The sequence below is a fragment of the Burkholderia stabilis genome (assembly GCF_001742165.1).
In the GTDB taxonomy this organism is placed as follows: Bacteria; Pseudomonadota; Gammaproteobacteria; order Burkholderiales; family Burkholderiaceae; genus Burkholderia; species Burkholderia stabilis.
On sequence record NZ_CP016442.1, the window covers coordinates 2,491,726 to 2,503,993 of the forward strand.

The 12,268-nt window shown below is 69.0% G+C and carries 11 protein-coding genes and 1 pseudogene; all 12 read left to right on the forward strand.

Annotated elements, in window-relative coordinates:
• Positions 1-63 precede the first annotated feature (63 nt).
• Positions 64-988, forward strand: a pseudogene (locus BBJ41_RS11665) (competence protein ComA).
• On the forward strand, positions 985-1,632 hold the full coding sequence (locus tag BBJ41_RS11670) for a fimbrial protein (protein ID WP_069746530.1): 648 nt from the start codon (positions 985-987) through the stop codon (positions 1,630-1,632). The pseudogene BBJ41_RS11665 and the gene BBJ41_RS11670 overlap by 4 nt, the downstream one beginning before the upstream one ends.
• Positions 1,629-2,501 carry a pilus assembly protein gene (locus BBJ41_RS11675; RefSeq protein WP_069746531.1) on the forward strand — a complete coding sequence of 291 codons (873 nt, stop codon included), beginning with the start codon at positions 1,629-1,631 and terminating at the stop codon, positions 2,499-2,501. The genes BBJ41_RS11670 and BBJ41_RS11675 overlap by 4 nt, the downstream gene beginning before the upstream one ends.
• Positions 2,501-4,138 carry a type IV pilus secretin PilQ gene (locus tag BBJ41_RS11680; protein ID WP_069747669.1) on the forward strand — a complete coding sequence of 546 codons (1,638 nt, stop codon included), beginning with the start codon at positions 2,501-2,503 and terminating at the stop codon, positions 4,136-4,138. Before BBJ41_RS11675 ends, BBJ41_RS11680 begins: the two co-directional genes overlap by 1 nt.
• Positions 4,139-4,176: 38 nt before the next feature.
• Entirely contained in the window at positions 4,177-4,731 is a 555-nt protein-coding gene (locus tag BBJ41_RS11685; protein WP_069746532.1) for a shikimate kinase, read from the forward strand.
• Entirely contained in the window at positions 4,728-5,810 is a 1,083-nt protein-coding gene (gene aroB, locus BBJ41_RS11690) for a 3-dehydroquinate synthase (protein WP_069746533.1), read from the forward strand. The genes BBJ41_RS11685 and aroB overlap by 4 nt, the downstream gene beginning before the upstream one ends.
• Positions 5,811-5,851: 41 nt before the next feature.
• Complete coding sequence (locus BBJ41_RS11695) at positions 5,852-7,060, forward strand: deoxyguanosinetriphosphate triphosphohydrolase (protein ID WP_069746534.1); 1,209 nt, start codon at positions 5,852-5,854, stop codon at positions 7,058-7,060.
• A gap of 90 nt (positions 7,061-7,150) precedes the next feature.
• Complete coding sequence (ugpB, locus tag BBJ41_RS11700) at positions 7,151-8,485, forward strand: sn-glycerol-3-phosphate ABC transporter substrate-binding protein UgpB (RefSeq protein WP_069746535.1); 1,335 nt, start codon at positions 7,151-7,153, stop codon at positions 8,483-8,485.
• A 97-nt stretch (positions 8,486-8,582) separates the two neighbouring features.
• Positions 8,583-9,467, forward strand: a complete 885-nt coding sequence (gene ugpA, locus BBJ41_RS11705; protein ID WP_069746536.1) for a sn-glycerol-3-phosphate ABC transporter permease UgpA — start codon at positions 8,583-8,585, stop codon at positions 9,465-9,467.
• A complete protein-coding gene (gene ugpE / locus BBJ41_RS11710; protein ID WP_069746537.1) occupies positions 9,464-10,309 on the forward strand; it encodes a sn-glycerol-3-phosphate ABC transporter permease UgpE in 846 nt (281 codons plus the stop codon). The genes ugpA and ugpE overlap by 4 nt, the downstream gene beginning before the upstream one ends.
• A 32-nt stretch (positions 10,310-10,341) precedes the next feature.
• Positions 10,342-11,427 carry a sn-glycerol-3-phosphate import ATP-binding protein UgpC gene (locus BBJ41_RS11715; protein WP_069746538.1) on the forward strand — a complete coding sequence of 362 codons (1,086 nt, stop codon included), beginning with the start codon at positions 10,342-10,344 and terminating at the stop codon, positions 11,425-11,427.
• A 28-nt stretch (positions 11,428-11,455) separates the two neighbouring features.
• On the forward strand, positions 11,456-12,220 hold the full coding sequence (gene ugpQ, locus BBJ41_RS11720; protein WP_069746539.1) for a glycerophosphodiester phosphodiesterase: 765 nt from the start codon (positions 11,456-11,458) through the stop codon (positions 12,218-12,220).
• The last annotated feature ends 48 nt before the right edge of the window (positions 12,221-12,268 follow it).

Here is a 12,268-nt window from a genome sequence, read left to right on the forward strand (position 1 = left end):
GCCGCTTTGCAGAATCAAGCCTCGGAAACGCGACATGGGTCGCGACGATCGCGGGAGGCTGGGATGGCGGGACGGTGGGTGGCGCGGTTTGCGCAGGGCAGGCACCGGTCGACGGGAATCGACGTCGGTGCGGACGAGGTGAGGGTGGTCGTGCTGAGCCGGCGCGGTCGTGTCGCGGAGGTGCGCATCGAAGGGCTCGAGCGGGAGCCGGTCGGGCTGGCGGGCGGGCCGGAAGACGCGCGCTGGGCGGCGGTCGCGCGCGGGCTCGCGGCGGCCGTGTCGCGGCTGTCGGCGGCGGATGTGCGGTGCGAGGCGCGCGGCGTGATGGCGTTGCATGATGACGAGATGCGCACCGCGACGCTTGATCTGGCCGGGCGTGACGACGTCGCGGACGCTGCGCGGCAGGCGGCCGAGCGCATCTCTGGGCTCGCGCCGGACAGCCTTGCGTTCGATTGGCGGCAGGACGGCGGCGCCGAGTCCGGCGAGATCGCGGTTGCCGTGGCGCCGCTGGCGCTGCTCGAGCGGCGGATCGACGTGGCCGCCCAGGCCGGTGTCGACCTGGCGGCCGTCGACGGTGAGTCGGCCGCCGCGTTGCGTGCGTTGCGCTACGCCGCGCAGTTCGAACTCGACGCGCAGGGCGCGTACGCGGCGCTCTGGTTCGGCGACTCGGGCGTGCACGGCTGGCGAATCGACGGACCGGTGGCCGCACCGGTGCTTGCGCTGTCGGGCGACGTGCCGGGGGGCGTTCTCCGATGCATTGCGCCGGTGTGCGCTCGGGGCCGTGCGTTGTGTCCTCGTGGCCGGGGATGAGCGGTGCATTGCCCGCTTCGGTACGTCCGTCGCCGATATCGGCGACCTGCTCGGCGCGGTTGCCGTGCCGTTCGATTGCATGGGCTGGAGCGGGCAGCCGTGTTCGCCAGACGGCATGCAGGGCGGCCCGGCATTCGCCGTCGCGTTCGGGCTGGCGTTGCGCGGGGTGTGGGAATGAGGGCCGATCGCATGCCGGCAAGCCTGTCGTGGGCGGTGCCGGTCGATCGAGCCGGGCTCGGCGGCTTCAACCTGCTGCCGTACCGCGAGCGGCTGGCGCAGGCGTTGCGACGTCGCCGAGCCGTACAGTGCGGTACCGCGATCCTGCTCGGTGTGCTCGGCGCCGGCCTGTGGACGGGCGCAGCCACGTGGTCGCGTTGGCGGGCGGACGCCGAGCGCGCAAGCGTCGAGACGCGGCTGCAGCAGTTGCAGCCACAGGTGGATGCCGCGACGCGCGCCGCCAATGCAGCCGCCGCCGTCACGCAGCGCGACGCGCGGGCTGCCGTGCTTGCCGCGCCTTATCGGCGTGTCGCAGGGCTGCTGGCGGCATTGACCCGGGCGCGCGACGACAGCGTCCGGCTCGACGCGCTACGCATGACGTCGACCGGCGCCGTGCTCGAGGCGCGCGCCACCGGTTACCGGGCGGCTGCACGCTGGCTCGCCGGGATGGCTCGCGAGCAGCGTGACTGGCGGTTCGACATGAATGCGTTGAAGCCCGCGTCCGATGGGCCCGTCACCACGGCCGGGATGCCGTTCCGGTTCTCGGTCCAGTTGCACTGGCGCGACGCGATGCCGTCGCGCAACGCATCGGGAGGTGACGCATGACGGCGATCACGCATCGATCCGCGTCGCGCGGCCACGCGCGGCCGGGCGGCAGGCGGCGCGTGTCGCCTGCGGCTGCACATGCCGCCGGCTGCATGCTGGCGTTCGCGGCCGTGCTGGCGGGCGGCATTCATCTGGCGAATGCCGCCGACTGGAGCGGGCTCGCGCACGGTCGCGCATTGCTGGCGGCGGCGCAGGTACGTGCGGCCGACGCGCAACGCTTGCTCGCCGCCGCTCGGCCACGGCGCGATGCGCATCCGGCGCCGGCGCCGGCGCCGGCGCGCGACGATCGCGTGCCGCGTGCGCCGGAATGGGCCGCGCTGATGCTGGAGCTGGCCGATCTTGCCGCGTCGAGCGGGCTGCATCGCGTATCGATCGAACCGCAGCGCGCCGACGATGCGGCACCGGACGGCCGGCGCACGGTGCGCATCGTTGCGAGTGGCGACTTTCGCGCGCTGTTGCGGATGATCGGCGGGCTGGCGCGCTTCCCGGTGCTGGCAGTGCCGTCGGCGCTGCGCATCGAGCAGGGCGTGCCGGCGGCGCGGGTGGAGATGTCTGTCGACGTGTTTCCGGCCCTGCCGGCCGCAACCGCGATGGCCGACACGGTGCCGGTTGCTGCGCCCGGCGCGGATCCGTTCGATGGGGCAGGCCTGTCCGCAGCGGATGATCAGGCGGCCCGCCTGGCCGGCACGATTCGCGATGCGCGTGCGGGTCTCGCGCTGTTCGACGACGGCGACGGCGCGTTCACGGCCGTGGCGCCGGGGGAAGCGGTCGGGGCCGCGCGCGTCGTGCGTATCGAGCCGGCGGCCGTGACGCTCGCGACGGTGGACGGGGCGCACCGGCTCGTCCTGGACGGCGGAGGGCGGCCATGATGAAGCGCCGATCGAAGTACGGATGCCGGGCACTTGCCGTCTGGGCCGGATTGACGGCGGCCGGCGCCAGCGCGTCATTGCCGCCGCTGCCGGCCGTCTGGCCTGCCGCGTCGATGGATGCACAGGTGCCAGGCCTGCCGCTGCCGCCGCGCATGGCCGACGACGCCGGCAACACCGTATCGGCGGAGGCCGGCCCGCCGCCGTTCGATCAGGCGGCGCGCGCGGCGCTTCAGGCGCAAGCCGCTGCACCGGCACCCGGGCTGGAAGGGCCGCCGATCCCGTTGGCGCCGCCGGCGCGGATGAGCGATGCGGCGCGGCAACCCGGCGACGCGGACGACGCGCGGCGGATCTCGCTGAATCTGCAGGGCGTCGGGCTCGCGGCTGCGTTCGACGCGTTCGCGCGGTTCACGGGGCTCAATATCGTTGTCGGTGAGCAGGTACGCGGCACCGTCACATTACGTCTGAACAATGTCCGCTGGCGCGATGCATTCGATACGCTGCTCGACACGCACGGGCTCGCGATGTCGCGGCGCGGCAACGTGATCCGGGTCACGCCGGCGGCCGAACTGGCCGCGCGCGAACGCGAGCGTTTCGAAATGCATGCGCGGGCCGCCGATCTGGAGCCGCTCGAGAGCCGCACGTTCACGCTGCACTATCCGCGCGCGCAGGACGTCCAGCGGCTGCTGGCCGGCGCGACCGGCCAGCGCCTGCTGTCGAAACGCGGCGCCGCGGCGGCCGACCCGCGCATGAACCTGCTGTTCGTGACCGATCTTGCGCCGCGCCTCGTGCAGATCGCGGGTCTGATCGACGCGATCGACCGCCCGTCGCGGCAGGTCCGGATCGAGGCCCGCATCGTCGAAGGCGAACAGGGCTTCTCGCGCAATCTCGGCGCACGCGTCGCGCTGCGTGCGCAGGGGCGGCCGCCGTCGGGTGAGAGCGCTACATTCACCACCGACGCGCGCAACGCGCTCGACCTCGCCGCGCGGCCGCTCGGCGGCTTCGAGGCGGCGACCGCCGGCTTCACGCTGTTCGCCGCGCCGCTCAGCCGCGTACTCGACGTCGAACTGAGCGCGCTCGAGGCGCAAGGGCGGGGCCAGATCGTTTCGCGGCCGCGCGTGGTGACTGCCGATCGCGTCAAGGCGATCGTCGAACAGGGTTCGGAACTGCCTTACCAGGCCAAGGTCGGCAACGGCGTGAGCGGCGTGCAGTTTCGCCGCGCGACGCTCAAGCTCGAGGTCGAGCTGCAGATCACGCCGGACGGGCGGGTGGTGCTCGACCTGGACGTGACGAAGGACAGCGTCGGCGAGCCGACGGCCGCCGGGCCCGCGATCCATACGAAGCACGTGCAGACGCGCGTCGAGGTCGAGAACGGCGGGACGGTCGCAATTGGCGGGATCTACGAGCAGTTGAGCCGGAACGATGTGACGCGCGTGCCGCTCTTGGGCAAAATACCGTTTCTGGGCGCGCTTTTCCGGCACCGCGCGCAGCGCGACCAGCGTAACGAACTGGTCGTCTTCATCACGCCGACCGTCGTCGATGCGCGCTGCGATGCGCTCGGCGCGGGCGACGCGGATGTCGACAAAACGGGGCCGGAAGCCGCCGGCGCAGGCTCGACAAGGCAGCCGCTTTGCCAGTAAGCTGCGCCACACCAGCAAGATTGAAGCAGAGGAAGCCGTTGCAAGCGCGGGACCCACATGCAAACGTATTTTTCGTCGGCCTTATGGGAGCGGGTAAGACCACCGTGGGCCGTGCGGTCGCGCGTCGTCTCGACAGGACGTTCTTCGACTCCGACCACGAAATCGAGGCCCGCACGGGCGCGCGCATTCCGGTGATCTTCGAACTGGAAGGCGAGGCCGGGTTTCGCGATCGCGAAACGCAGGTGATCGCCGATCTCACGCAGCGCGAGAACATCGTGCTCGCGACGGGCGGCGGCGCGGTGCTGCGCCCGGAAAATCGCGACTGCCTGAAAAGCAGCGGCATCGTCATCTACCTGCGCGCCAATCCGCACGATCTGTGGCTGCGCACGCGCAAGGACAAGAACCGCCCGCTGCTGCAGACCGAAGACCCGAAGGGGCGTCTCGAAGCGCTGTACGAAGTGCGCGACCCGCTGTACCGCGAATGCGCGGATTTCGTCATCGAGACCGGCCGTCCGTCGGTCAACGGTCTCGTCAACATGGTGCTGATGCAACTCGAACTGGCGGGCGTCATCGCCAAGCCGCTACAAGCATGATTACTGTCAACGTCGATCTGGGCGACCGCGCCTATCCGATTCACATTGGCGCCGGCCTGATCGGCCGCGCCGAGCTGTTCGCGCCTCACATCTTGGGTTCGTCCGTCACGATCGTCACGAACACGACGGTCGATCCGCTCTATGGCGACGCGCTGCGCGCGGCGCTCGCGCCGCTCGGCAAGCACGTGTCGACGGTCGTGCTGCCGGACGGCGAAGCCTACAAGAACTGGGAAACGCTGAACCTGATCTTCGACGGCCTGCTCACCGGGCGTGCCGATCGCAAGACGACGCTCGTCGCGCTCGGCGGCGGCGTGGTCGGTGACATGACGGGCTTCGCCGCCGCGTGCTACATGCGCGGCGTGCCGTTCATCCAGGTACCGACGACCCTGCTGTCGCAGGTCGATTCGTCGGTCGGCGGCAAGACGGGCATCAACCACCCGCTCGGCAAGAACATGATCGGCGCGTTCTACCAGCCGCAGGCCGTGATCGCGGACATCGGCGCGCTGACGACGCTGCCCGAGCGCGAACTGGCGGCCGGCATCGCCGAGGTCATCAAGACCGGCGCGATCGCCGATGCGGAATTCTTCGACTGGATCGAGGCGAACGTCGGCGCGCTGAACCGCCGCGAGCCGGCTGCGCTCGCGCACGCCGTGAAGCGTTCGTGCGAGATCAAGGCGAGCGTGGTCGCGGCCGACGAACGCGAAGGCGGTCTGCGCGCAATCCTGAACTTCGGTCACACGTTCGGCCACGCGATCGAGGCCGGGCTCGGCTACGGCGAGTGGTTGCACGGCGAGGCGGTCGGTTGCGGGATGGTGATGGCCGGCGACCTGTCGGTGCGGCTCGGCCTGCTCGACGAAGCATCGCGGCAACGCCTCGACGCGGTGATCGCGGCCGCACATCTGCCGACCCGCGCGCCTGCGCTCGGCGATGCACGCTACATGGACCTGATGCGCGTCGACAAGAAGGCCGAGGCAGGTGCGATCAAGTTCATCCTGCTGAAGCGATTCGGCGATACGCTGATCACACAGGCGCCGGACGAAGCCGTGTTCGCTACACTGGCGCAGACGACGGCCCGCTAACGGCGGCCCGGATGCCCCGGCGCCCCTGACATGGAGGAGACGTGAGCGAGACATCCAGCAGCACACTGCCCGAGGCCAACCGCGCATCAGCCGCGCCGGTGGCCGAGCCGCCGACGCTGGCGGCGCTGGAAGCCCATCTCGCTCCGTATGCCGCACATGCGTTGCAGTCGCGCGGCCGCCGCTATCCGGAAACGCCGCCGGCGGCGCGCACCGAATTCCAGCGCGACCGCGACCGCATCGTCCATTCGACCGCATTTCGCCGGCTCGAATACAAGACGCAGGTCTTCGTCAATCATGAAGGCGACCTGTTCCGCACGCGCCTTACGCACAGCCTCGAAGTCGCGCAGATCGCGCGCTCGGTCGCGCGCAACCTGCGCCTGAACGAGGATCTCGTCGAAGCGATCTCGCTCGCGCACGATCTCGGCCATACGCCGTTCGGCCATGCCGGGCAGGACGCGCTGAATGCCTGCATGCGCGAGCACGGCGGTTTCGAGCACAACCTGCAGAGCCTCGCGGTCGTCGACGAGCTCGAGGAGCACTACGGCGCGTTCAACGGGCTGAACCTGTGCTTCGAGACGCGCGAAGGCATTCTCAAGCACTGTTCGCGCGAGAACGCGCGCAAGCTCGGCGCGCTCGGCGAGCGCTTCCTGCAGGGCCGCCAGCCGTCGCTCGAAGCGCAGCTCGCGAACATCGCGGACGAGATCGCCTACAACAACCACGATGTCGACGACGGGCTGCGTTCCGGCCTGATCACGATCGAGCAGCTTGCGGAAGTCGAGCTGTGGCAGCGCCACTACGAAGCGGCGCTCGCTGAATTCCCGCACCTCGAAGGCCGCCGCCTTGTGCACGAGACGGTGCGCCGCATCATCAACACGCTGATCGTCGACCTGATCGACGAGACGATGCGCAATCTCGCGCGCGTCGCACCCGCGTCGCTCGACGATGTGCGTGCCGCGCCGCCGCTCGTGTCGCACAGCGAAACGGTCGCCGCGCAGGCGGCCGCCCTCAAGCGTTTCCTCTTCAAGAACCTGTATCGCCACTACAAGGTGATGCGCATGGCGAGCAAGGCGCAGCGCGTCGTCACCGGCCTGTTCGACGCGTTCATCGACGATCCGCGCCTGCTGCCGCCGCCGTACCAGTCGGACGACGCGGCGCAGCAGCCGCGTCTCGTCGCGCACTACATCGCCGGCATGACCGACCGCTTCGCGCTGAAGGAATATCAGCGCCTGTTCGTCATCAACGACAACTGACTGTCACAAACGATCACTAGACTTCGCCGGTTCAATGGCGACGGGAATGTTGCACACGCTGTTGGTAACGTTTTCATGGGAGAGAGGTCGATGAAGAAGAAGCCTGCGGGGACCGTGGTTCGTTCGATCGCGCTGGGCGGCGCGCTGATGTTCGGTGTGCAGCACGCGGCGCTCGCCGCGACGGAGATCCAGTTCTGGCATGCGATGGAGGCCGCGCTCGGCGAGCGGGTCAACACGATCGCCGACCAGTTCAACGCGTCGCAGAGCGACTACAAGATCGTGCCGGTCTTCAAGGGCACGTACGACCAGGCGCTCGCGGCCGGCATCGCCGCCTATCGCAGCGGCAACGCGCCGGCGATCCTCCAGGTCTATGAAGTCGGCACGGCCACGATGATGCAGGCGAAGAAGGCCGTCGTACCCGTCTACGACGTGTTCAAGCAGGCCGGCGTGCCGCTCGACGAAAAGGCGTTCGTGCCGACCATCTCGAGCTACTACAGCGACGCGAAGACGGGCCATCTCGTGTCGATGCCGTTCAACAGCTCGACGCCGGTGCTGTACTACAACAAGGATGCGTTCAAGAAGGCCGGGCTCGACCCGAACCAGCCGCCGAAGACGTGGGCCGACGTGAAGGCCGATGCCGAGAAGCTGCGCAAGTCGGGCATGGCGTGCGGCTTCACGACCGGCTGGCAGGGCTGGATCCAGCTCGAAAACTACAGCGCCTGGCACGGGCTGCCGTTCGCGAGCCGCAACAACGGCTTCGACGGCACCGACGCCGTGCTCGAATTCAACAAGCCGCAGCAGATCGCGCATGTCACGTTCCTGCAGCAGATGGCGAAGGACGGCACGTTCACGTACGCGGGCCGCAAGGATGAAGCGTCGGCGAAGTTCTACAGCGGCGACTGCGGGATCATGACGACGTCGTCGGGCGCGCTCGCGAACGTGCAGAAGTTCGCGAAATTCAGCTACGGCACGGGGATGATGCCGTACGACGCGAACGTGAAGGGCGCGCCGCAGAACGCGATCATCGGCGGCGCGAGCCTGTGGGTGCTGGCCGGCAAGGATCCGGCGACCTACAAGGGCGTCGCGAAATTCCTCGCGTATCTCGCCTCGCCGGCCGTCGCCGCGAAGTGGCACCAGGACACCGGCTACCTGCCGGTCACGACCGCCGCGTACGACCTCACGCGCCAGCAGGGCTTCTACGCGAAGAACCCGAGCGCCGAAACCGCGATCAAGCAGATGCTGAACAAGCCGCCGCTGCCGTACACGAAGGGGCTGCGCCTGGGCAACATGCCGCAGATCCGTACGATCGTCGACGAGGAGTTCGAGCAGGTCTGGGCGCAGAAGAAGTCGCCGAAGGACGCGCTCGATTCGGCGGCCTCGCGCGGTGACGAGCTGCTGCGCCGCTTCGAGAAGTCGGGCGGCTGAACACGCATCGCGTTCGTGCCGCCGGCGGCGCCGCGCATGCGCGCGCGCCGTCCGGCGGCGCGGTTTCCTTTCCGTTTCGCCTGACCGGATATCCGCGATGCAATCCCGTTCCCGTTTCGGCACGAGCCTGCTGCCGTACCTGCTGATCGCGCCGCAGCTCGCGATCACCGCCGTGTTCTTCCTGTGGCCTGCCGGCGTCGCGCTGTGGCAGTCGACGCAGATGCAGGACGCGTTCGGCACGTCGAGCGAATTCGTCGGCTTCGCGAACTTCACGCACCTGTTCGCCGATCCGCTGTATCTCGATTCGTTCCGCACGACGCTCGTGTTCAGCTCGCTCGTCACGGTGAGCGGGCTCGTCGTGTCGCTGTTGCTCGCCGCGTGCGCCGACCGCGTGATCCGCGGCGCGCGCACGTACCGCACGCTGCTGATCTGGCCGTACGCGGTCGCGCCGACGATCGCGGCCGTGCTGTGGGCGTTCCTGTTCAACCCGAGCATCGGCCTGATCACGTATGCGCTCGCGAAGGGCGGCATCGTGTGGAACCACGCGCTGAATGGCGGGCAGGCGATGTTCCTCGTCGTGCTCGCGTCGGTGTGGAAGCAGGTGAGTTACAACTTCCTGTTCTTCTATGCGGGCCTGCAGGCGATCCCGCGCTCGCTGATCGAGGCGGCGTCGATCGACGGCGCGGGGCCGGTGCGGCGCTTCTTCAACATCGTACTGCCGCTGCTGTCGCCGACGAGTTTCTTCCTGCTGGTCGTGAACCTCGTCTACGCGTTCTTCGACACCTTCCCGGTGATCGACGCGGCCACCGGCGGCGGCCCGGCGCAGAGCACCAAGACGCTGATCTACAAGATCTTCGCGGAGGGCTTCCAGGGGCTCGACATCGGCAGCTCGGGCGCGCAGTCGGTCGTGCTGATGATCATCGTCGTCGGGCTCACGGTGATCCAGTTCCGCTTCGTCGAACGCAGGGTGCAATACGCATGATCGAAAATCGCAAGGGCTTCGACCTGTTCTGCCACGCGGTGCTGATCGCGGGCGTCGTGCTGATCGTGTTCCCCGTCTACGTCGCGTTCTGCGCGGCGACGATGAACGCGCAGGAAGTGTTCACGGTGCCGCTGTCGCTCGTGCCGAGCACGCACCTGTTCGAGAACGTCGCGTACATCTGGGGGCACGGCAGCGGCGGCACGACGGCGCCGTTCGGCCGCCTGCTCGTCAACAGCTTCGTGATGGCGCTCGGCATCGCGGTCGGCAAGATCGCGATGTCGATCCTGTCGGCGTACGCGATCGTCTATTTCCGCTTCCCGTTCCGCAACACGGCGTTCTGGCTGATCTTCATCACGCTGATGCTGCCGGTCGAGGTGCGGATCTTCCCGACCGTGCAGGTCGTGTCGACGCTGCACCTGACGAATACCTACGCGGGGCTCTCGCTGCCGCTGATCGCGTCGGCGACCGCGACCTTCCTGTTCCGGCAGTTCTTCATGACGCTGCCCGACGAGCTGATGGATGCCGCGCGCATCGACGGCGCGGGGCCGCTGCGCTTCTTCTGGGACGTCGTGCTGCCGCTGTCGAAGACGAGCATCGCGTCGCTGTTCGTGATCACGTTCATCTACGGCTGGAACCAGTATCTGTGGCCGATCCTGATCACGACGGAGGCATCGCTGTCGACGGCGGTGGTGGGCATCAAGACGATGATCGCGAGCGGCGACGCCGCGACCGAATGGCAATACGTGATGGCGGCGACGCTGCTGGCGATGATTCCGCCGCTCGTCGTCGTGCTGGCGATGCAGCGCTGGTTCGTGCGCGGCCTCGTCGATTCCGAGAAATAAATGACGGACGGCAACCGGGAGAAAGACCAAGTATGGCTGCGCTGAGCTTGAAGGGCGTCAGGAAATCCTACGACGGCAAGCAGCACGTGCTGCATGGCATCGACGTGGAGATCGCCGACGGCGAATTCATCGTGCTGGTCGGCCCGTCGGGCTGCGGCAAGTCGACGCTGCTGCGGATGATCGCGGGGCTCGAGTCCGTGACGGACGGCGAGATCGCGATCGGCGAGCGGGTCGTCAACACGCTGGAGCCGAAGGATCGCGACATCGCGATGGTGTTCCAGAACTATGCGCTGTATCCGCACATGACGGTCGCGCAGAACATGGGGTACGGGCTGAAGATCCGCGGGATCGAGCGCGCGACGATCGATTCGCGGGTGGCCGCGGCCGCGAAGATCCTCGAGCTCGAGCCGCTGCTCGCACGGCGGCCGCGCGAGTTGTCGGGCGGCCAGCGGCAGCGTGTCGCGATGGGGCGCGCGATCGTGCGCGAGCCGTCGGTGTTCCTGTTCGACGAGCCGTTGTCGAACCTCGACGCGAAACTGCGTGTGCAGATGCGGCTGGAGATCCAGCGGCTGCATGCACGGCTCGCGACGACGAGCGTCTACGTGACGCACGACCAGATCGAGGCGATGACGCTCGCGCAGCGCGTGATCGTGATGAACCGCGGCTACGCGGAGCAGATCGGCGCGCCGGTCGACGTGTACGAGAAGCCGGCGACGGTGTTCGTCGCGGGCTTCATCGGCTCGCCCGCGATGAACCTGATGAACGGCCGGCTGTCGGAAGACGGCGCGACCTTCACGGTCGCGGGCGGCGGCCCCGCGCTGCCGGTCGCCGGTGCGCCGGGCATCGGCACGGCGATCGCCACCGGCCGCGACTGGGTGCTCGGCGTGCGTCCGGAACACATGACGCCGCAGCCGGGCGTTGCGCAGGCGACGCTGCCCGTCGATTCGTGCGAGCTGCTCGGCGCGGATAATCTCGCGCACGGCCGCTGGGGCAGTCACGACGTCGCGGTGCGCCTGCCGCACGCGGATCGTCCCGCGCGCGGCACGGCGCTGGCGGCCGCGCTGCCCGCGCACCGGCTGCATTTCTTCGATCCCGAGACCGGCAAGCGTGCCGGCTGAACCTGCTGCACTTGCCGGGAGACCGACGATGACAACCCGCACCGACTGGCCTTATCCGCGCGTCGTCGCCCATCGCGGCGGCGGCACGCTCGCGCCGGAGAACACGCTCGCCGCGCTCGACGAGGGCGCGCGACGCGGTCACCGGATGGTCGAGTTCGACGCGAAGCTGTCGGCCGACGACGTGACGTTCCTGCTGCACGACGACACGGTCGACCGGACGTCGAACGGCCGGGGCCTGGCGGCGGGCATGCGTTATGCGGCGCTGGCCGAGCTCGACGCGGGCGCGTGGCGCGACGCGCGCTTCGCGGGCGAGCGGATGCCGACGCTCGAGGCGGCGGCGGCACGGTGCATCGCGCACGGCCTGGCCGCGAACGTCGAGATCAAGCCGTGCCCGGGTCGCGAGCGCGAGACCGGGCAGCGCGTGGCGGCCGACGCGGCCGCGTACTGGCGCGATGCCGCCGTCCCGCCGCTGCTGTCGTCGTTCTCGTTCGAGGCGCTGCAACAGGCGCGTGCGACCGCGCCGGCGCTGCCGCGTGGAATGCTCTACGAGGCCGTGCCGGACGACTGGCATGCGCAGGTCGTCGGCGCGCTCGATTGCGTATCGTTGCATGCAGACCACAAACAGCTCGACGAGCCGCTCGTGCGCGCGATCAAGGCGGCCGGGCTGCGCATCCTGGTGTACACGGTCAACGATCTCGACCGGGCGCGCGAACTCGTGCGCTGGGGCGTCGATGCCGTTTGCACGGACCGGATCGACCTGATCGGCCCCGGCGCGCTGGACGACATCGCGTAAATTCCGGTCCCGCGCGACGGTGGATGCGGGAAGACCCTGAGACAAAAA